Annotated in this window: 19 protein-coding genes and 1 riboswitch; of the genes, 13 read left to right on the top strand and 6 right to left on the bottom strand. The window is 47.6% G+C overall.

What is annotated here, in order from left to right; translation table 11 throughout:
* Positions 1-41: 41 nt before the first annotated feature.
* Together PMI05_RS20390 and PMI05_RS20385 are read right to left on the bottom strand one after the other, a co-directional pair.
* The gene (locus PMI05_RS20390) at positions 42-1,166 is read right to left on the bottom strand and encodes a YqhG family protein (protein ID WP_007725768.1); all 1,125 of its coding nucleotides are present in this window, start codon (positions 1,164-1,166) and stop codon (positions 42-44) included.
* A gap of 36 nt (positions 1,167-1,202) precedes the next feature.
* Complete coding sequence (locus tag PMI05_RS20385) at positions 1,203-2,903, bottom strand: DEAD/DEAH box helicase (RefSeq protein ID WP_007725765.1); 1,701 nt, start codon at positions 2,901-2,903, stop codon at positions 1,203-1,205.
* 221 nt (positions 2,904-3,124) lie between these two features.
* A riboswitch (glycine riboswitch) is annotated at positions 3,125-3,220 on the top strand.
* 267 nt (positions 3,221-3,487) lie between these two features.
* Between PMI05_RS20385 and gcvT the strand changes: the two genes are divergently transcribed.
* The 4 genes from gcvT (at position 3,488) to PMI05_RS20360 (ending at position 8,410) form a co-directional block, all read left to right on the top strand.
* Positions 3,488-4,591: a glycine cleavage system aminomethyltransferase GcvT gene (gcvT, locus tag PMI05_RS20375; RefSeq protein WP_007725763.1), complete on the top strand. Its 1,104-nt coding sequence runs from the start codon at positions 3,488-3,490 to the stop codon at positions 4,589-4,591.
* 41 nt (positions 4,592-4,632) lie between these two features.
* A complete protein-coding gene (gcvPA, locus tag PMI05_RS20370) occupies positions 4,633-5,985 on the top strand; it encodes an aminomethyl-transferring glycine dehydrogenase subunit GcvPA (protein ID WP_007725762.1) in 1,353 nt (450 codons plus the stop codon).
* Positions 5,978-7,447, top strand: a complete 1,470-nt coding sequence (gene gcvPB, locus PMI05_RS20365; protein WP_007725761.1) for an aminomethyl-transferring glycine dehydrogenase subunit GcvPB — start codon at positions 5,978-5,980, stop codon at positions 7,445-7,447. The genes gcvPA and gcvPB overlap by 8 nt, the downstream gene beginning before the upstream one ends.
* A gap of 132 nt (positions 7,448-7,579) precedes the next feature.
* Complete coding sequence (locus tag PMI05_RS20360) at positions 7,580-8,410, top strand: biotin/lipoate A/B protein ligase family protein (protein ID WP_007725760.1); 831 nt, start codon at positions 7,580-7,582, stop codon at positions 8,408-8,410.
* Between the two features lie 55 nt (positions 8,411-8,465).
* On the opposite strand, the gene dat is transcribed toward PMI05_RS20360, so the two are convergent.
* Positions 8,466-9,317: a D-amino-acid transaminase gene (dat, locus tag PMI05_RS20355; protein ID WP_007725759.1), complete on the bottom strand. Its 852-nt coding sequence runs from the start codon at positions 9,315-9,317 to the stop codon at positions 8,466-8,468.
* Positions 9,318-9,632: 315 nt separating this feature from the next.
* On the opposite strand from dat, the gene PMI05_RS20350 reads away from it, so the two are divergent.
* The gene (locus tag PMI05_RS20350) at positions 9,633-10,970 is read left to right on the top strand and encodes a M28 family peptidase (protein WP_007725757.1); all 1,338 of its coding nucleotides are present in this window, start codon (positions 9,633-9,635) and stop codon (positions 10,968-10,970) included.
* A gap of 212 nt (positions 10,971-11,182) precedes the next feature.
* On the opposite strand, the gene PMI05_RS20345 is transcribed toward PMI05_RS20350, so the two are convergent.
* Positions 11,183-12,190, bottom strand: coding sequence for a hypothetical protein (locus PMI05_RS20345; protein WP_007725756.1), 1,008 nt, complete (start codon positions 12,188-12,190; stop codon positions 11,183-11,185).
* Between the two features lie 156 nt (positions 12,191-12,346).
* On the opposite strand from PMI05_RS20345, the gene PMI05_RS20340 reads away from it, so the two are divergent.
* The 3 genes from PMI05_RS20340 (at position 12,347) to PMI05_RS20330 (ending at position 14,491) form a co-directional block, all read left to right on the top strand.
* Positions 12,347-12,910 (top strand): NADPH-dependent FMN reductase, encoded by a 564-nt coding sequence (locus tag PMI05_RS20340; RefSeq protein WP_039961079.1) that lies wholly within the window; start codon positions 12,347-12,349, stop codon positions 12,908-12,910.
* A 99-nt stretch (positions 12,911-13,009) separates the two neighbouring features.
* Complete coding sequence (gene mntR / locus PMI05_RS20335) at positions 13,010-13,441, top strand: transcriptional regulator MntR (protein ID WP_007725751.1); 432 nt, start codon at positions 13,010-13,012, stop codon at positions 13,439-13,441.
* 120 nt (positions 13,442-13,561) lie between these two features.
* Entirely contained in the window at positions 13,562-14,491 is a 930-nt protein-coding gene (locus PMI05_RS20330; protein ID WP_007725749.1) for a patatin-like phospholipase family protein, read from the top strand.
* Between the two features lie 43 nt (positions 14,492-14,534).
* Here the strand turns inward: PMI05_RS20330 and PMI05_RS20325 are convergent, their stop codons facing one another.
* Together PMI05_RS20325 and PMI05_RS20320 are read right to left on the bottom strand one after the other, a co-directional pair.
* A complete protein-coding gene (locus PMI05_RS20325) occupies positions 14,535-14,894 on the bottom strand; it encodes a hypothetical protein (RefSeq protein WP_007725743.1) in 360 nt (119 codons plus the stop codon).
* 36 nt (positions 14,895-14,930) lie between these two features.
* Positions 14,931-15,878 (bottom strand): DUF1385 domain-containing protein, encoded by a 948-nt coding sequence (locus PMI05_RS20320; RefSeq protein ID WP_017247982.1) that lies wholly within the window; start codon positions 15,876-15,878, stop codon positions 14,931-14,933.
* 124 nt (positions 15,879-16,002) lie between these two features.
* Here PMI05_RS20320 and PMI05_RS20315 point away from each other — a divergent pair, with 124 nt between their 5' ends.
* The 5 genes from PMI05_RS20315 to ant(6) all read left to right on the top strand — a co-directional run bounded on the left by PMI05_RS20315 (position 16,003) and on the right by ant(6) (position 19,791).
* Positions 16,003-16,515, top strand: a complete 513-nt coding sequence (locus PMI05_RS20315) for a YqhR family membrane protein (RefSeq protein ID WP_007725741.1) — start codon at positions 16,003-16,005, stop codon at positions 16,513-16,515.
* 140 nt (positions 16,516-16,655) lie between these two features.
* The gene (gene aroQ, locus PMI05_RS20310) at positions 16,656-17,096 is read left to right on the top strand and encodes a type II 3-dehydroquinate dehydratase (RefSeq protein WP_007725740.1); all 441 of its coding nucleotides are present in this window, start codon (positions 16,656-16,658) and stop codon (positions 17,094-17,096) included.
* A 28-nt stretch (positions 17,097-17,124) separates the two neighbouring features.
* Positions 17,125-18,195, top strand: a complete 1,071-nt coding sequence (locus PMI05_RS20305) for a Xaa-Pro peptidase family protein (protein WP_007725739.1) — start codon at positions 17,125-17,127, stop codon at positions 18,193-18,195.
* Positions 18,196-18,236: 41 nt separating this feature from the next.
* The gene (gene efp, locus PMI05_RS20300) at positions 18,237-18,794 is read left to right on the top strand and encodes an elongation factor P (RefSeq protein ID WP_007725738.1); all 558 of its coding nucleotides are present in this window, start codon (positions 18,237-18,239) and stop codon (positions 18,792-18,794) included.
* A gap of 142 nt (positions 18,795-18,936) precedes the next feature.
* Positions 18,937-19,791, top strand: coding sequence for an aminoglycoside 6-adenylyltransferase (gene ant(6), locus PMI05_RS20295; RefSeq protein WP_157230926.1), 855 nt, complete (start codon positions 18,937-18,939; stop codon positions 19,789-19,791).
* Positions 19,792-19,995 lie beyond the last annotated feature (204 nt).

Below are 19,995 nucleotides of genomic sequence, written 5' to 3'. Positions count from 1 at the left end.
TGCAACGTGTCTTTTCTGTTTCACATTTTCTCGTTGATCTTTTACATGATTCGCCCTGATGCGGGGAGATGTCGCATGCTTTTTGCTTTCGATGACCGCATGAGCGGAGGAACGGAAGATAAATAGAACAAGCCGCCATTGATGAACGAAACCTCGATCCGCGGCTCGTATTGCCATGCCAGCTCGTCTTTTCGGCGTTGTCTTTCCTCATCTGGCGTGCTCTTTTTCCACTCTGCCTGATTAATCTCTTCGCGTGAAGTAGTTTGGATTCCATTTGCACGTAAAAAGTCGAGGATTCGTCCACCAGAAGCCCGGTATTCGTCAAAAGATATTGGCTGTTCGACAGGAGTTGGTCCAGCTGGATCAGGTTCGGAGTGAAGGGCTTCTTGCTCGGGTGATGACTGAGCCTCCGACTGCTCTGCTTCTTCTCCGCTTTCGTCTGCGTTTGTTTGCTCATTTTCTGGTTCGCGCCGTGCCAGCTCTTCATAGTACGCTTCCAAGATGGCCATTTCTTCGCTCAAACGTGTGCGAGCTTCCTCTGCCCATTGCTGATCTTCTTGTTCCAATGTATGTTCGACTTCCTGTTGTGCCATTTGGAGGGCGTCCTGTATGGTTACCTTTCGATCTAACGTGTAATAGTAGTCAGGGATCGCAGGGGTCAAGGAAAGTGAAAATAAAAACGAAGTGAAATCCGTCACCATCCGTGGCTGATGCAAATTAATCCCCAGGTACAATAAAATGTCACGTCGCTTGTCACAGAGCAGAGAAACCTTCAAGTTCATCCCGAGCCAAGGCACGAGAGGGGTTGAACGACGCTTGCCGGCATTACCTAAAAGGCCCCCTTGTTGCTCGTACATACAGACAAAGCTGCCATGCTTTTTGGTTGAAGCGAAAATTTGTTGCATGCGTGCAGCCCCTAGATGCAGATGCTCGGATCGCAAACCCTCAGGCGTGCAATCCGGATGAAAAGTAAAGGTGAGCACCAATGGCTGGTAAGCCAAATTCATTTTATCCACCCAGCTCCAGTAAAAAGGGCGATTGCCGATATCTTTGTCCACCTCGACAGGGAGTTTGACTGTGAAATAATCCGGGTGAGACTCAACGATATGGGCAGAAAAAGTCGCCAAATAGCGCTCGACAAATTGTCTGACCTGTTGTTGCTGCATCAGGAGACCTCATTTCTTTTTCGTTTCCAACAAGAGTTATTGGTCAGCCGCCTCAGAAAGCGGGACGGCTTTTATTTTGCTTGCCCGAATCGCGTGTCCAATGTTATCGAGCTTCAGCGCCATTTCTTTGGAGGAGCGGGAATCCATAATGATTTGAATCAGATTATCTTCCAAGGAATGATTTAAATTCAGGCGTTCCACAATATCATCGAGTTCACCGATGACCATTTCAAACAGGTCGATTTTTTCATAGAGCAGCTTGAGAATATGCTCCTCGATCGTTCCTGTTGTCGATAAATTGTAAATGTGCACATCCCTTTTTTGTCCGAGACGATGTACGCGACCGATTCGTTGCTCCACTCGCATGGGATTCCAAGGCATGTCGTAATTGATCACCTGATTGCAGAACTGCAAATTGATGCCTTCGCCGCCTGCTTCCGTCGCGATTAGGACTTGTGCACGATTTTGGAAAAGATCCGTCATCCAGTCCTTTTTGCTGCGTTTAAAGCCGCCGCGGAAGGGGACAGAAGTAATGCCGTGGTCGTGCAAATACTTTTGTAGATAGTTTTGTGTTGCGCGGTACTCTGTAAAAATGATCACCTTGTCGTTGATTTGTTGAATAAGCTCAACCGTTTTGGCAGCCTTGGAATGCGTCTCAATTTGTTTGATCATCTCGACTAGCTCAAGAATTTGTGCGCGCAGGGGAGAGTCCTCGCCGGTGCGCTGGTGCATGTTATACAACGTCATGAACGCAGCTTCCTTACTGGAGCAGACCTCGCGCTGCAAGGTAATCAGAGCGAGAGAGTTGAAGCCGCCAACCCCCAATCCTGTTCGGTATTGCTCGCGGACAAAGCGGGTCACACCTTCGTACAGGGTCAATTCCTCAGGGGTAAGGTCAATCGGAATCGACTGAACGCGGCGACTGGTGAATTGAATACCACCATCACTTCGTTTGTTGCGAATCATGACCTTTTCAATTTCTTCCCGCAATTTCTCGCTATTCTTGGATTGGCGCTTGCCCTCTACGTAATTGGTAGAGAAGGTGGAAGTATGACCGAGGTGACCTGGCTTTAATAGATTGATGAGGTTGTACAGCTCGTCCATCTCGTTTTGAATAGGAGTTGCGGTAAGGAGCAGGCAATATTTTTTGCGGATTTCTTTGACGAACTGATAGTTTCGTGTCCGTTTATTTTTGAGTTTATGGGCCTCGTCGATGATGAGCATGTCGTAATCGATGTCGAGGACGTGACGCCTGTGAGGATCTCGTTTTGCTGTGTCTATTGATGCGACAACGACTTCGTGCTGCCGCCACATATATTCTTTTTTTTGCGCGACGGCTGCAATGCCGAATTTTTGATGAAGCTCTTTTGTCCATTGAATGACGAGAGAGGCCGGAACCAGGACGAGAATTTTTTTAGCCAAGCCTCGGACCATATACTCCTTCATGATCAAACCTGCTTCGATGGTCTTTCCCAGACCGACCTCATCTGCGAGAATGGCTCGTCCGCGCATCTCTAGCAGGACACGTTTCGCCGTTTCCAACTGGTGTGGAAATGGCGACAAGAGTGGAAGGTATTTCAGACATTGCAGCTGATCAAATTCGTGAACAGCCATCGCTTCCTCGGCTTCCAATGAGAGCTTGAACAGCTCCCATTTATCCCAGGGGCCATCTTCTTGCATGCGTTCTGTAAGCGGATTGATCCAACTCGTATCAAATGAAATAGGAACATTCGGCATAAAAGATACTCCTTTACATAGCTCTGCCATAACTTTCATGGTTAATGTCAAAAAACTGAACATTTATCTATTGTCAATGTGTTTTGTTAAGTTTTTCTGAATCTGACTGTTAATTTGTATATTTTCAACTTTGGACTCTCATGGTAGGATAAGGAGGTAGTACATCCATTAGTATGGAAATGATAGCAAAAACTTATGTATGACCATGAAACAACCGCGAATGAAGGTAGTAGGGAGAGACTGCTTGAGCTTTTTGCAGCGCCGAAGGAGCAAACCGGTAACGGTGAATCTCTCAGGCAAAAGTACCTCTACTGGACGCAACTCTGGAGAGAGCTCACACGAGCCACCAAAGGGGAAACTTGCAAGTGGGGAAAGAAGTAATCCTCATGTGATTCGCAAGGTAACTCTCAGGTACCAAGGACAGAGGAGGAGAAATGGGCACCATTATTTTGGTGTACCCGTTTTTCCCCCTCTGTTTTGTTTTGGTCGATAAGACTCCTATCGACATAAGTGCAACTAAGGCCTCGCCAAAGGCTCAGCGAAGCCAAGTTTTCTAAGATCTTATTGTTCACAGGAGGTGCCACATGTCCAATTTGAAACGTACGCCACTATTTGATTCTTATGCAAAGTATGGCGCGAAGACCATCGACTTCGGTGGTTGGGATCTGCCGGTGCAGTTTACAAGCATTGGTCAAGAGCATGAAGCTGTTCGGACAAAAGCTGGTCTATTTGATGTTTCCCATATGGGAGAAGTGGACGTAAAAGGGGAAAACGCTCTTTCTTATCTCCAGCGTGTGACTACGAATGACGTGTCCAAGCTGGCAGTCGGACAGGCGCAGTACAGTGTGCTTTGCTACCCAGATGGGGGTACAGTAGACGATCTGCTTGTTTACAAATATGCAGATGATCATTACCTGCTCGTCATCAACGCGGGGAATATCGACAAAGACTTTGCGTGGCTAGAAGAACATCTGATTCCAGGCGTAACGATTGAGAATATTTCGCCACAAACTGCACAAATCGCGATTCAAGGTCCTTTGGCAGAATCCATTCTGCAAAAGCTGACGACTATAGACTTGTCTCAAATCGGCTTTTTCCGTTTTGAGCGTGATGTGCAAGTGAGCGGTATTCCGGCATTGGTCTCCCGCACTGGCTATACTGGCGAAGATGGCTTCGAGATTTATTTGGATGCCGATCGTGCAGCAGAGCTGTGGGACATTTTGCTGGATGCCGGAAAAGAAGAAGGTCTTTTGCCGTGCGGTCTCGGTGCGCGCGATACGCTTCGTTTTGAATCCAAGCTGCCACTGTACGGACAAGAGCTTAGCAAAGACATCACTCCGATCGAAGCGGGCATTGGCTTTGCTGTCAAGGTAGACAAAGATGTGCCGTTCATCGGTCAAGAAGTGCTGAAGGCCCAAAAAGAAAATGGTGCCCCACGCAAGTTGGTAGGGATCGAAATGATCGACCGTGGGATTCCGCGCACGCATTACCCTGTCTATGTGGGAGAAGAGCTCATTGGCGAAGTGACGACGGGAACACAATCTCCAACCTTGAAGAAGAACGTCGGTCTCGCTCTCGTAAAAACCGAGCATGCTGCGTTAGGTACACAAGTAGAAGTAGAAATTCGCGGAAAACGTCTGAAAGCAGAAATCGTTGCCGCTCCATTTTATAAACGTCCAAAAAACTAAGCGATACACCACATACATCCTTTTAGAGGAGGACAACGTCCGTGAAATACCGCTACCTGCCCCAAACTGATCAGGACAAGCGCGAAATGCTGGAAACCCTCGGCATTTCGAGTGTAGAAGAACTATTTGCTGATATTCCGGAAGAAGTGCGTTTCAAAGGTGCTTTGAATATTCCAGAAGCACTTTCCGAGCCAGATTTGGTGAAGTATTTTACAAACCTCGCAAACAAAAACGTAAATTTCAGCACGCATGTTAACTTTCTAGGTGCGGGTGTTTATCAACATTACACGCCGAGCACAGTCAATCACATGTTGCTCCGCGGTGAATTCTTTACCGCTTACACACCATACCAGCCAGAAATCAGCCAAGGTGAGCTACAAGCTATTTTTGAGTTTCAAACGATGGCATGTGAGCTGACTGGCATGGAGGTAGCTAACTCCTCGATGTATGACGGCGCGACTTCTTTGGCAGAGGCAGCGATGATGGCTGCGGGTCACACTGGCAAAAAGCGCGTAATCGTTTCTCGCGCTGTACATCCGGAAGCGCGTGGTGTTTTGAAGACATATGCGTATGGACAAAACGTTGAGCTGGTTGAAGTAGGTATCAACAGCGACGGCGTTACGGATACAGCGGCTCTGGAAGCGCTTGTTGATGAAAACACAGCAGCGATCATCGTGCAGTATCCGAACTTCTTCGGAAATGTAGAGGATTTGGGAGCGATTGAACCAATTGCGCACGGAAAAGGCGCACTGTTGATCACGTCCTCCAATCCGCTTGCTCTGGGTGTACTGGAGGCGCCGGGCAAATTGGGTGCAGATATCGTAGTGGGCGACATGCAGCCATTCGGTATCTCAGCATCCTTTGGCGGACCGCATTGCGGATATTTTGCTACAACATCCAAACTGATGCGCAAAATGCCAGGTCGTATCGTCGGTCAAACGAAGGACGAGAATGGCAAACGCGGCTTCGTATTGACGCTGCAAGCGCGTGAACAACATATTCGTCGTGAAAAAGCGACTTCCAATATCTGCTCGAACCAAGCGCTGCTCGCATTGGCTGCTTCCATTGCCATGACAGCACTCGGCAAGCAGGGTGTACAAGAAATGGCGATGATGAACCTGCAAAAAGCTCATTACGCCAAAAACGCCCTGCAAGCAAAAGGCTTGGAGATCGTATTCACTTCACCGTTCTTCAACGAGTTTGTGGTGAAGCTGAACAAACCAGTTGCAGAAGTGAACAAAGGGCTACTGGCTGCTGGAATGATCGGGGGCTATGATCTCGGTCTCGACTATCCAGAGTTTGCGAATCATACCTTGCTTGCAGTAACCGAGCTACGTACCAAAGAAGAAATCGACACATTGGCGGCTGAATTGGAGGCGATCACACGTGCGTAACGACCAGGAGAAAGCACTGATCTTTGAAATGAGCAAACCAGGCCGTGTGGGCTACAATTTGCCGGCATTGGATGTTCCAGAAGTAGAAGTAGCAAGTCTTTTGCCAAAGCACCTCATTCGCGAAACGCCGGCTGAGCTGCCAGAAGTATCTGAGCTGCAATTGGTTCGTCACTATACCGAACTGTCTCGTCGCAACCACGGGGTAGACAATGGCTTCTATCCACTTGGTTCTTGCACGATGAAATACAACCCGAAAATCAATGAAGACGTTGCCCGTTACGCAGGCTTCGCGCAGACACATCCGTACCAACCAGAAGAAACCGTACAGGGCGCTTTGGAGCTGTTGTACAACCTGCAAGAAGAACTGGGTGAAATTACAGGCATGGACGCAGTTACCCTGCAACCAGCTGCTGGTGCTGCGGGTGAGTGGACAGGTCTGATGATGATCCGCGCTTACCATGAGAGCCGTGGGGAAGCGCATCGTACCAAAGTAATCGTGCCGAACTCCGCACACGGTACGAACCCGGCATCTGCTGCTGTAGCTGGTTTGGATACCGTAACTATTGCATCTGACGAGCGTGGATTGGTTGACATTCAAGCGCTGCGTGATGCAGTAGGACCTGACACGGCTGCTTTGATGTTGACGAACCCGAACACACTCGGATTGTTTGAAGAAGATATTGTAGAAATGGCGAAAATCGTCCATGAAGCCGGCGGCCTCTTGTACTACGATGGTGCGAATGCAAACGCGATTTTGGGAATTGCCCGTCCGGGAGACATGGGCTTCGACGTGGTGCATCTGAACTTGCACAAAACGTTTACAGGGCCTCACGGCGGTGGTGGTCCAGGTGCAGGTCCGGTCGGCGTGAAAAAAATTCTCGAGCCATTCCTGCCTACACCAATCGTAGCGAAAAAGGAAGACGGCAGCTTCTACTGGGACAGCAATCGTCCGGCTTCCATCGGTCGCGTAAAAGGCTACAACGGAAACTTCGGTATTCTTGTTCGTGCGTACAGCTACATCCGTACCATGGGTCCAGAAGGCTTGCTGCAAGTTTCTCAAAATGCGGTGCTCTCGGCCAACTACATGATGCGTCGTCTGGCAACGGCTTATCATCTGCCATTTGATCGCGTCTGCAAGCATGAGTTCGTCCTGTCTGGTGTAATCCAGAAGAAGCTGGGCGTACGCACGCTCGATATCGCAAAACGCTTGCTCGACTTCGGCTATCACCCGCCAACGATCTACTTCCCATTGATCGTGGACGAGTGCCTCATGATCGAACCGACCGAAACCGAGACAAAAGAAACGCTCGATGAGTTCATCGACGTCATGCTCCAAATTGCCCGCGAGTGCGAGGAAACACCAGAAATCGTTCAGGAAGCTCCTCATACCACTGTGGTCAAACGTTTGGATGAAGCGACAGCGGCAAGAAAGCCAATTCTGCGTTATCAACCACAAGCATAATTCTAGATTCAAGGAAAAGTCGCCTGTTGTTACGGGCGGCTTTTCTTTCCGCTCAATTTAGCGCATCAGAGGCTTGCCGTCCTTCATGCCAGAAGCGTACAATGAAGGCGTTGTGAATGAGGAGGTACATAGATGGAACAGTGGCGTTATATCGTGACGGAATCAATGTCACCCGCGATGAATATGGCAGTAGATGAAGCAATTTTGCAGTTGCACAGTGAGGGCAAGGTTCCCCCGACCGTTCGTTTTTACACGTGGGACCCGGCGACACTGTCAATTGGTTATTTCCAGAAGGCTATCAAGGAAATCAACCTGGAGGAAGTTCAAAATAGAGGACTGGGCTTTGTTCGCAGAGCGACGGGAGGGCGTGCTGTTCTCCACGATCAGGAGCTGACATACAGTGTCATCGTATCCGAAGAGCATCCGAAAATGCCTTCGAGTGTGACAGAAGCTTACAAAATCATCAGCTTGGGAATTCTGCACGGATTCCAAAACCTTGGACTCTCGGCGGAAATGGTTTCCTTGGCAAGTGAAGAGGAGAAGGAAAAGTACAATTCTCCAGGGTCATCCGCCTGCTTCGATTCGCCCTCTTGGTATGAACTCGTAGTAGAGGGGAAAAAAGTAGCGGGAAGTGCTCAGACTCGACAAAAGGGCGTTATTCTTCAGCACGGCTCTATTCTGCTTGATATGGACGTAGATTTGCTATTCTCGCTCTTGCATTTCCCGTCAGAACGGGTAAAACAACGAATGATCGATAGTTTCCGACAAAAAGCAGTGACAATCAACGAAGTAAGCCCACGTCCAATCAGTCTCCAAGAATCTATCGAGGCGTTCTCGAAAGGCTTTGCATCCGGTTTGGAAGTGGAGCTGATCCCTTCAACGCTTACGGACGAAGAACTCGCTTTGGCAGAAGAACTCGTTAAAACGCGCTATGCCACTGACGAATGGAATCTGCGTCGTTAAACAATAAAGAAAAGCTCTCTCGGATGTATATGCATACCGGGAGAGCTTTTTTTCATTACACGAGTACACTTGTGTTGATATGTTGTTCGAACAAGTCTTGTAGCGTAAGAACGACAGGCCCTGGCTGTCCGTTGCCGACAGCGACGCCATCTACCGAGATGAGCGGCATGATTTCCGCGGTGGTGCTGGTGAGGAATACTTCATCGGCTTGCTTCAAGAAAGCAATGTCGAATGCTTTTTCATGTACAGTGATGCCATTGTCCCGAGCCAAATCAATGACCACTTGGCGGGTAATTCCGTGCAGGATCAGGTTGTCAGCCTGGTGCGTATACAGCTCGCCATTTTTCACGACGAACAAATTGGAAGAGCTGCACTCTGTGATGACGCCGTTACGGTGCAAAATCGATTCTTGGGCACCTGCATCCTTTGCGTATTGTTTGACCAGAACAGCCCCTAGCAGATTGAGCGTTTTGATATCGCAACGCAGCCAGCGGATATCTTCGACGAGCTGAGCGGACCAACCTTTTTTCATATCGGCGACAGGGCGGTCCTTGCGACGGACAAAGCCCATGATCACAGGCTTGATACCAGACGGAATATCGTGAACACGTGGAGAGGCGCCACGAGATACTTGCAGGTAAAGGCTGGCGTCATCATTCTCCGTGATGTTGTTCTTGGCGATCAGCTGATTCGCTAAGTCTGTCAGCTCTTCTGCGCTCCAAGGAAGCTCCATTTTTATTTCTTTGGCACTTCGAAACAGGCGGGTAAGATGTCCATCCCATTGATACATGCGCCCCTTATAAATGCGTACTACTTCATATATGCCATCCCCAAAGTTATATCCGCGGTCTTCTGGATGAACTGCGACTTGCCCGTCTTCTACCCATTTGCCATCTACATACAGCATGGTACTTCCCCCTCAGGATTCCAATCCGTTTCTTTCAAACGGTTTTTTGTTGATTCCACCTTAGCAAAAGGGAAGGACATAGGTCAATTTGAAAGTCGGCTTTTCTTTATCAATAATTTTACGGAGTAAAGCACCATTCTATTAAGAATTCATATGGTGGGAAGTCACTCGAAAAATCGACGTTTTGGGCAGAAGAAAGCGAAAGCTGTCCAGGGATGGCGCAGGATGAAGTTATTTGACTAACTATTCTGACTAGACTCAGTTTGTCGTAACCGCCCATAATAAATGCAAAGAGCGAAGGAAAGGGAGAATGCCATGCGATCTGTCCGTCATTATACGCTATGTGCCTTGCTTGTTTGTGGAACGATATTGCCGATACCTTTCCTTTCAAATCGTGCTCATGCAGAGGAAACGCAAGATTGGATCGATAGTGAACGCTTGTACAGCCATGTCGAGCAATTGGCAAGAACAGCCCGTCCACCAGCTACTGAAACGGAATTTGCGGCAGCTGTCTATGTAGAAAATACACTTCGATCTTATGGGTACAAGACCAAGCTCGATCCCTTTTCTTATTATACGTACCGAAAGCCTACTACTCTATCACTGACGATAGAAGAATGGCAGGGTCAAAAATGGACAGTAAGTGGATTTGCTTTTGGAATCAATGGAACCGCGACAGCAGAAGTGGTGGATGCAGGCTTGGGAAGAGCGGTTGATTTTGCGAATGAGGCATCACGGGGAAAGATAGCTTTGGTCAAGCGAGGCGAGATTCCGTTCGGAGAAAAAGTACGTCAAGCAGCCGCTGCCGGAGCCGTTGCTCTTATCATCTGGAATGATCGAGAGGGAGGATGGAATGCTTCACTGGGTGAACCCTTGGATATCGCTGTTCCTGTTATAGCTTTGTCCAAGGCGGATGGTACGATGCTCCTAAAACGCATCATGGACAAGCGGCCCGTAAAGGGAACCATTAAGGTAGAAGGAGCCGCAACGACCAAGCAAACCTCGTATAATATCGTGGCAAGCCGAAAGCCCAATCAAAACGACACCGGGCAGGTCGTGATGGTATCTGCTCACCATGATTCCGCTGGGTTATCGGTTGGGGCAAATCACAATGGCTCCGGTGTAGCGGCCTTGCTGGAGATAGCGCGTAGTATGGCTGACAAGCCGATTGATACGGAAGTGAGGTTTGTAAGCTTTGGCGCGGTTACATCGGGAAGCAGAGGCCCGATTGCTTATGCGAATGCCTTATCAGCCAAAGAGCGACAAGCCATGATAGCTGCCTTCTATGTCGAGGGGGTGGGCAGTCAAAAGGCTGAGCTCATTGCAACGAATTCGCTGGGCAACGAAAATCTGCCAATCCAACTCTTGAGAGCAGCGGGGGTGTCTCCTTCCAACAAGGATGGGACGCGTGAACGAAACGGTGCAGCAGGCTATTTAGCCGCCGCAGGTATTCCTACAGCACTTGTGACGAGTGCAGATACCGGACAAGCAACAGATGACTCCTTGGTGCAAATGGATTGGGAACAAATCGCAACGGCGACAAAGGCGGTCCTTTCAGCGATTCACAAAATTACGGAACAAACAACGCCAGCTTATCCGATGGGTTCTCCAAATGGGGGACAGCTAAGAGCGGAGAGTGAGGCTTTGCAGTAAACGTCTCCTTCGGGGGACGTTTTTCATATGTGATAAAATGAGAGAGAGTAACCATGTATTGAGGAGGCTTACGTGATGACGAGTCCGTTGAATATTTTGGTGTTTATCCTTGTTTTCTTGGTCGTGGTCGGAATATTGAATTGGCTCCTATAATGCGAAAAAAGTGGCCAAGATTTTGTCTTGACCACAGGAGCTACGAGTAAACAATCAGGTCAATTCTGATGCTTCCAAACGTACCAGCCCATTACGAACATGCCGCAATAGGTCGCTGCACTGGCGATAGCAGACATACTCCACGGAACAACGAGTGTGAGGAGAGCGAATACAAATACGGTAAGCAGCATGACGACAATCAGTGGCAGCATTTGTAGATGTTGACGTGTCGCAATGGGACGTGTCAGCGAGTAGAGTAGGGCTGCGGCAATGACTCCACCATGTACAAGTGAGAGGATAGCGAGAAGCCAATCGCCACCCGTCATCATTTGAACCAAAATTTGTTTGATAGGCAGTACAGAGGCGTGGGCATCATGCCAGTGGGCAAGAAGGATAGCTTGACCTAACATTGTGAACAGAAGGAAGATTCCAGCTCCGATGATTGCCCCCATTCGAACAGATCGCTCATGCGACGCACGTACTGCCAGAGGTAGAGTCGTGGCCAAGCTGATAAGAAAATGCAAGGCAAGGAAAAATACGGCGTGAATCAGCCAGTTCACATTCATTTGATAACCCAGGCTCGGTATTGGCACATGGGTTTGTGCGCTGAAAATCAATCCGAATAATAATAAACCGATGGATATAGATATGGCTGTTGCAGTGACAATCCATCTCCAACGATTTATGATAAAGAAGATGACTGCAATGCTCAGAAGGATGAACCATAGAGGAGAGAGCTCCTCCAAGAGGAAATCTGCCTGTTGGCCAAGCATGACTCCTGTATAGCCCAATAGCAGAATGTGGGTGATGACAGATAGGCTAGAAGCGAATGCTTCGCCACACAATACGTAGTACAGCTCGTACAGGGAGCGAATTTGCTTGCGATGGCAAAAGGTCAACAGCTGGACGCCGAACCAACCGAGGCCAAGAGCCGCAAGTGCAATGCCTATTGTCCCCCAGGAACCGAAATAAGTAAAAAAGCGTAACCACTCATATCCACCCAAGTAGAATCCACCTAACGCAGACCCTGCAAAAAGCACGGCGATATGCCAAGCGACTTTGTCCATAGGCATCATCCTCACTTGCAACTTGGTACAAGTGTATGAGACAAACAGGTCTGTTCAGAACAGACGATATTAAATAAACATAAATGTTTACAAATTATACTTAATGGAATATAATGATGATCATACCAGTATTTAGATTATCGATGGGGTGAAACCATGAAAATTGTAGGAATAGCCGGAAGCATGAATGCCAATTCTACGACAAAACAAGCGATTCATATTGTACTCGAAGCAGCGAAGGATGCAGGTGCCGATGTTGAAATGATTCATCTCGCGGACTGGAAGCTGCCGCTGTATGATGATCGTGATGATACTAGTACGTACCCTGAAATTGTCCATCAATTTGTCAAAGCGGTTTCTGAAGCGGATGGACTTGTGATCGGTTCGCCTGAATACCATGGCACAATGACAGGTGCTTTGAAAAACGCCATTGACTTCCTGGAAGGGCGCATTTTGCGTGACAAGCAGGTTGCCATCATTGGCGTCGCTGGGGGAAGCATGGGTGCTACGAACACGGTTAACACTTTGCAGTTAATCATGCGCAATCTGCATGCATGGCCGTTGCCAACTAGCCCTTCCATCCCAAGTGCTTACAATGCCTTTACACCAGAAGGCAAGCTGAAGGATGAGCGTCTCCAGGCACGCATGGAGCAGTTGGGTCAACAACTCGTACAATATGTCCAAATGATGAATCCAACACCAGAAAAACAGCTGCGATAGGTACTTTTCTCTTGCAAATGCTTCTCATTACGCGGTATCATATTTCTACGTGCCTTTTTTGGCTAGATGAAATAACGGTTTGGAAATGAGGGGTTCACAATGCCGCCGACGCCGAGTATGGAAGACTATTTGGAACGCATTTACAACTTAATTGAAGAAAAGGGCTATGCTCGTGTCTCCGATATTGCTGAAGCGTTGGAAGTACATCCCTCTTCGGTCACGAAAATGGTTCAGAAGCTAGATAAAGACAAGTATCTCGTTTATGAAAAATACCGTGGGCTTGTCTTGACACCAAAAGGGAAGAAAATAGGAAAACGCCTAGTGGACCGTCACAGTCTTTTGGAAGAATTTATGCGGGTCATTGGCTTGGATGAAGAGCATATTTATCAGGATGTGGAAGGAATCGAGCACCACCTGAGCTGGGAATCGATTACATGCCTGGAGTATCTGGTTCAGTACTTCGAGGCAGATCCAAAACGTATAGAAGAGCTTCGTAACATTCGTTTGTTAGATGAGCAAAAAGAGGAATAGTCTATATCGTTATCGTATTATAGCGCAAGCCGATCAGGCTTGCGTTTTTCTTTGTGGTAAGGGAAAAGCTGTCGTCTTATACATGGAAAATGGGGAGGAATTTTAGGGAGGGGAAACAAGGTGAAAGCGGATGCGGTCTTTGAAGGTGGTGGCGTAAAAGGAATCGCTTTTATTGGTGCCTTGCGAGTCATGGAGGAGAATGGATACACCTGGGAAAGGCTCGCTGGTACCTCGGCAGGCTCCATTGTTGCAGCTTTGCTCGGCGCAGGCTATTCCAGTCATGAGTTGAAACCGATCTTTGAAGAGCTGGATTACCTTCACTTTCTCAAACGCTCAGGGCTGGGCAGACTCCCTCTCATCGGACCAATCTATGAACTAGTCGTGCGGGAAGGGATTTATCGAGCAGATCGAATAGAGTTGTTCATAGAGGAGTTGTTACTACGAAAAGGAGTGCGAACATTCGGAGATCTTCCGCCTGGTAAGCTGAAAGTTGTCGCATCTGATGTCACTGACGGAAAAATGCTTATATTACCCGACGATTTGGCACGGTATGGTGTAGAACCCGATCATTTTCCTGTGGCACGAGCCGTTCGTATGTCTTCCTCGATTCCGTTCTTTTTTCAGCCTGCAAAGCTGACAAGTGCTGGACATGTGCACTACATCGTCGATGGCGCATTATTGAGCAACTACCCCGTGTGGTTATTTGATGTACCGGGGACTCCCCGGTGGCCGACGATTGGTTTTCGCCTGAGTGATGATCAAGACAAGAGAGAAGCGACTAGCATCACCGGTCTTTTTTCCTTCTCTCGGGGATTGCTGGCGACCATGCTCGATGCCCATGACCGTCTGTTTGTGGAAAAGGCAAAAGCCGTTCGGACGATTTTCATTCATACATTAGGGGTGAGGACTACCCAATTTCAGCTGTCAAAAGAAATGCGGCAACAATTGTTTGAGTCAGGGGAGGCAGCGGCTCACAAATTTTTGGCGCAATGGGATTTTGAAGATTACGTCAAAGTGTTTCGCAATAGCTCTCCGAAAATGCTGGTCTAATAAACAAAAACAGGTCGCCAATTCAGGCAACCTGTTCTTGTTTTTAGTGGGAGATATTATTTTGCGATTTTTCGTCTTGTTTCTCTTTTTGCTTCCCTTTGCTGCCTTCGATCACACGAAACGGATGATCTTTTCTCGGGGTAGTCGACTGCTTTTTCACAGCTTGCCGAGCAATGGATGGCTTTGGTTTCACCTTGACCTTTGACTGTCTAGGTTTGCCTACGCCTGCGCCTTGTGAAAAGAAGGAACCGGTTTGTAAATAGTTGCGCACGACCAAGAAAAGTACAACGGATAATCCCAAGATGATAATCGTACTGACAGGATCATTGATGAGTGTTATCAAAAATCCGTAAATCGCTAATACGATCACTATCAGAATCACTGGTGGAATACGGCGTAACATAGGGCTTCACCTCTATGGGAATAAAAATGCCTCACGTTATCCGGTCGTAACCATTCTTTCCTGCACGTGCTTCTGATCAAGCTCCCGCATCTTTTGGAAGGAAGCGATGGCTACCTCGACTTGGCTGTCATCTGGTTCACGAGTTGTGATCTTTTGCAACCACAATCCTGGATAACCAAGGTAACGTAGGACTGGTACATCTCGGAGCTTGTTTGTCCACTGCAAAACCTCATAAGAGACGCCGATTACCAGTGGCAAAAGAACAATGCGTTGTACGACCCTCTCCGTCAGGGAGTCATAACTGAACAGTGAGTAAATCACTACACCGACGAACACTGAGAAAATGAGAAAACTGCTCCCGCAACGATAATGCAGAGCGGAAAATTTTTGTACATTGGCTACTGTTAATTCTACCCCGGATTCGAAAGCGTTAATCACTTTATGCTCGGCTCCGTGGTATTGAAAAAGCCTTTTAATCAACGGAGCTTGTGCAATTGCAGTAATGTAACCGAGGAGGAGCAAGATTTTAAATCCGCCTTCAGCCAACGTTTGAGGAACGCCATCCGGTACCCATTTTCCGAGTAAAAAGTCGGCCAGGAAAACGGGAACGAGTGTAAATACGAATTTCCCGAACAGGAAGGAAAGTACCCCGACGACAGCAACACCTAAAATCATGGTGAGCTTCGATGGGCTTTCAGATACTTCTTCTCCAGACTCCATACTGTATTGTTCAGAGGCGAAGTTGAGATGTTTGGCCCCATTGGCGCTGGCTTCGACCAAACCAACAATCCCACGCACAAACGGAATCTTTTTCAGCGTAGTAATCCATTTATATTCCGAGCGGGGGGATTCAAAATACTCAATTTCATGATTTTTTTTGCGAACAGCCGTAACAGTCATGGTTTTGCCACCGAACATAACTCCTTCGATGACGGCCTGACCGCCGTAGCTAGGTACGTTTTGTTGCGCCAATACAATCACCATCCTTACCACTATATTAACGGAAATGGCGACTTGAAGCTACAAGGAGTTCGCACTTTTCCAACAAATGTAAAGCGAAAGTGAAAATCTTAGAGGAAGAGCATACTAGAGATCAGAGGTGATGGAAATGGAAATAAGCAAAACAGGACGGAAGCACAAGCAAGCACGCGTATCCCATACCGAAGAAGGTAGGCAAAGGAGTAAAAGAATCTCCACTTCGAAGATTTTGGAGGTCGCATTCTGGGGAACTATCATTTGGGGGCTCGTTCGTTTGATGGCTCACTTTTTAAGCATGACCCCGTACGGAGTCGGAGCCTTTGCACGTCCCTTTATCAGCATCGAGGACGAAAATACGTTTGCGAGCGTGTGCCTTGGTGGTATCGTATTGTTCGTTGAAACAGCCGCTGCTTCATTTGTGTTCAGCTTGCTTTTTAGCCGGATCCGTGCGTGGTGGCTGGGACTCGTCTACGGGGCGGTCATGTTAGGGATAGCGGGTTTCTTCTTTCATATCGGAAATTGGGAGGTTGCCACTTTAAGTACGGAAGGCGCTTGGTATTTGACGTTTGGCTTGTTCATTGGGATGACAATCATACTCGAGCAATCAGACGAGAATCATACATGGAATGAGTCCACAAGGTAGGAGGATTTCTCCGTTCCTTGTCAAAATGGATGTAACAATGTTCGAAATGTTGCTTGAGCGATTGTCTACTTTGGAATCAGAACGGCTTGTGGTAAAATGTTTCATTAGTAAAAAAACTTTTATAGGGAGAGGGATGGTCGATGACTTCCGTCTTGTTGCTGAACGGTCCCAACCTGAATTTATTGGGGACAAGGGAGCCGGATGTTTACGGAAGGGAAACGCTGGAGGATGTGGTGACAATCCTGACGGGTGTCATGGATGAGTTGGGCGGAAAGCTTGAGCATCTCCAATCGAATCACGAAGGTGTCCTCATCGACGCGATTCATCAGGCGAGAGGTGTCCATGACGGTATCTTGATCAATCCAGGAGCATTCACACATTACAGCTATGCGATCCGAGACGCACTGGCCAGTGTGGCTCTGCCAACAATTGAAGTACATATTTCCAATATTCATGCACGGGAACCATTTCGCCATCACTCAGTCATCGCTCCTATCGCGATTGGACAAGTTGTCGGATTGGGGATCGATGGATATGAGTGGGCACTAAGAGCGCTCGTCCGTAAAATCGAAAAAAAATAATAGCATTCAAAAAGGGGAAAAGGCTGCCATGAAACAACGTCTGCATAAATTGCGCGAGGCACTAACACAAGTTGGAGCAGAGGCGTTTATTACCGAAAAAACAGAGAATCGCTTCTACTTGAGTGGTTTCACCGGATCAACGGGTTGGGTAATTGTCACCGAAACAGAGGCGTTTTTGGTCACAGACTTCCGCTATGTGGAACAAGCGCAAGAACAAGCACCTGATTTTACAGTGGTAAATAACGAGAGAAAAGCTGTTGAAGCGATGGCAAAGCTCCTGCAAGAAAAAGGGATTAAGCGCTTGGCATTCGAGAGCAGCGTGTCCTTTAGCACCTATCAGGAATGGAACAAAGGATTTGACGGAGTAGAGTTGGTGTCAACAAGCGGTCTGCTTGAAAAAATCCGCATGTTTAAAGACGAATCCGAGATGGTTATTATTCGTGAAGCGGTTCGTATCGCAGAAGCAGCATTTACGCATATTCAAGGCTACATCAAGCCAGGCGTGCGTGAATCCGATGTTGCTTTGGAACTGGAATTCTTCATGCGCAAACAAGGAGCGACAGGCTCTTCCTTTGATATGATCGTAGCGTCAGGTGTGCGTGGTGCTCTGCCACATGGACGAGCTTCCGAGAAAGTGATTCAGGCAGGGGAAATGGTTACGCTTGACTTCGGAGCTGCTTATCAGGGCTACAATTCCGATATCACACGCACGTTGTCTGTGGGAGAGCCAGACCCGAAAATGCGTGAAATCTACGAAATTGTTTTGCGTGCTCAGCTCGCAGGCTTAGAAGCGCTGAAGCCAGGTGTATCCGCAAAAGACGCTGACGCAGCAACGAGAGATATCATCACAGCAGCAGGCTATGGCGATGCCTATGGACATAGCGCAGGTCACGGTCTCGGACTGGAAGTTCACGAGCAGCCAGGGCTGTCGACTGTAAGTACCTTCGTATTGGAGCCAGGTATGCTCGTAACGATGGAGCCAGGCATTTACGTAACAGGCCTTGGTGGCGTTCGGATCGAAGACGATGTGTGGATTACAGCTGATGGTCATGAGAACCTGAACAAGTCCACGAAAGAGTTGCTCATTTTGCCTGTGTAATTTATACTTATTCTGTTATTGATTGATTTGGGAGGACTACCATGATCTCTGTAAACGATTTTCGTACCGGTTTGACAATCGAAGTGGATGGCAATATTTTTACCGTGCTAGAATTCCAACACGTAAAACCAGGTAAAGGTGCGGCATTCGTTCGCTCCAAACTGCGCAATCTGCGTAGTGGCAACACGACAGAAATGACCTTCCGCGGCGGCGAAAAAGTAAACCCTGCTCGGATTGAATCCAGCACGATGCAGTACCTGTATGCTAGTGGTGATGAATACACTTTCATGAATACTGAAACATACGAGCAAATGACGTTCACTCAAAAGCAAATCGAGCGTGAACTGCGTTTCCTCAAGGAAAACATGAATGTGCAAATCATGCAGTACAACGGAGAAACAATCGGTATTCAATTGCCGAATACGGTTGAACTCGTTGTAACAGAATGTGAGCCAGGTGTAAAAGGTGACACTGCTTCCAACGTAACAAAGAAAGCGACCTTGGAAACTGGTTTCGTAGTAAACGTTCCTCTCTTCGTAGAAGAAGGAGAGCGTCTGATCATCGATACTCGTACGGAAGCTTACGTTTCCCGCGCGTAAAAGTACGGATTGCAAGAAAAAGCTGTGCCCAAATGGGTGCAGTTTTTTTATTTGCTTCTCCTATTGATGTAGTATTGTAAAAATTATGTAATTGCACTAAATTAAGTAGTACGGAGTAATAGTAGGGTGGAGGGGTATGGCTTTGAGAACGGAACAAGAAATGATGAGCATGCTGATCGATTTCGCCAGGAAGGATGATCGAATCCGCTTGGTAACCTTGGAAGGGTCACGTACGAACAAAAATATACCCGCTGATCCATTCCAAGATTATGATATTTCGTATTTTGTGACAGAGATGGATTCTTTTAAGGAAAATGATCAATGGCTCGATGTTTTTGGGAATCGGATCATGATGCAAAAACCGGAGGATATGGAGCTTTTTCCGTCCGAGCTAGGGAATTGGTTTTCCTATCTCATGCTATTTGACGATGGAAATAAAGTGGATCTGACGCTGATTCCGATAGACGAGACAGAGCCGTATTTTGCAGATAGCGACGGCCTAGTTGAGGTTTTGCTGGATAAGGACGAGCTTATCAAACACGAGGTGCTTCCTTCCGATCATCAATATTGGCTCAAGAAGCCAACTGCTAGAGAGTTTGATGACTGCTGCAATGAATTTTGGATGGTCTCTACTTACGTTGTTAAAGGACTTGCGAGAAAAGAAATCCTGTTTGCGATTGACCATCTCAACGAAATTGCCCGACCAAATTTGCTCCGCATGATGGCTTGGCAAATCGGATGTGAGAAAGGATTTACCTTTAGTGTCGGGAAAAACTACAAATTTATTGATCACTATCTTCCAAAAGAAGATTGGGAAACGCTACTATCCACTTATCGTCAAAATGGCTACGTAGACATGTGGGAATCGTTATTCACTTGCTATGAGCTATTTCGAAAGTACTCCAAAGCGGTGGCAGATAGTCTCGAATATCCGTATCCAGATTACGATGAAGCCATTACCAAGTACGCGGAACATATCTACCATTCATGGAAATGATGGATGGAACCCAACCGCCTTTTATCAAGGGCGGTTTTCTTATGTTGTCGATCACAGGACCAATAAAGCTGCCGAGAAGAAAAAGCACAGAGCTCGTAGACCTTGACAACGCCTACCCAGTCGGAACTTAAAAAAGGGGACCACGCTTGTCGAACACTTCTTCTGGGAGAAACATCCGCCCGTAGGGTGGCTTTGGCTCGACGG

It is taken from the genome of Brevibacillus sp. BC25, assembly GCF_000282075.1.
Classification (GTDB): domain Bacteria; phylum Bacillota; class Bacilli; order Brevibacillales; family Brevibacillaceae; genus Brevibacillus.
The sequence above is the reverse complement of the archived record's forward strand: the minus strand, read 5'-3'. Positions and strand labels throughout refer to the sequence as shown.

Coding starts and splice junctions, on each gene's coding strand:
- PMI05_RS20390 (WP_007725768.1), bottom strand. CDS start 1,166: ATGCAGCAACAACAGGTCAGACAATTTGTCGAGCGCTATTTGGCGACT.
- PMI05_RS20385 (WP_007725765.1), bottom strand. CDS start 2,903: ATGCCGAATGTTCCTATTTCATTTGATACGAGTTGGATCAATCCGCTT.
- gcvT (WP_007725763.1), top strand. CDS start 3,488: ATGTCCAATTTGAAACGTACGCCACTATTTGATTCTTATGCAAAGTAT.
- PMI05_RS20360 (WP_007725760.1), top strand. CDS start 7,580: ATGGAACAGTGGCGTTATATCGTGACGGAATCAATGTCACCCGCGATG.
- dat (WP_007725759.1), bottom strand. CDS start 9,317: ATGCTGTATGTAGATGGCAAATGGGTAGAAGACGGGCAAGTCGCAGTT.
- PMI05_RS20350 (WP_007725757.1), top strand. CDS start 9,633: ATGCGATCTGTCCGTCATTATACGCTATGTGCCTTGCTTGTTTGTGGA.
- PMI05_RS20345 (WP_007725756.1), bottom strand. CDS start 12,190: ATGGACAAAGTCGCTTGGCATATCGCCGTGCTTTTTGCAGGGTCTGCG.
- PMI05_RS20340 (WP_039961079.1), top strand. CDS start 12,347: ATGAAAATTGTAGGAATAGCCGGAAGCATGAATGCCAATTCTACGACA.
- mntR (WP_007725751.1), top strand. CDS start 13,010: ATGCCGCCGACGCCGAGTATGGAAGACTATTTGGAACGCATTTACAAC.
- PMI05_RS20325 (WP_007725743.1), bottom strand. CDS start 14,894: ATGTTACGCCGTATTCCACCAGTGATTCTGATAGTGATCGTATTAGCG.
- PMI05_RS20320 (WP_017247982.1), bottom strand. CDS start 15,878: ATGGTGATTGTATTGGCGCAACAAAACGTACCTAGCTACGGCGGTCAG.
- PMI05_RS20315 (WP_007725741.1), top strand. CDS start 16,003: ATGGAAATAAGCAAAACAGGACGGAAGCACAAGCAAGCACGCGTATCC.
- aroQ (WP_007725740.1), top strand. CDS start 16,656: ATGACTTCCGTCTTGTTGCTGAACGGTCCCAACCTGAATTTATTGGGG.
- PMI05_RS20305 (WP_007725739.1), top strand. CDS start 17,125: ATGAAACAACGTCTGCATAAATTGCGCGAGGCACTAACACAAGTTGGA.
- efp (WP_007725738.1), top strand. CDS start 18,237: ATGATCTCTGTAAACGATTTTCGTACCGGTTTGACAATCGAAGTGGAT.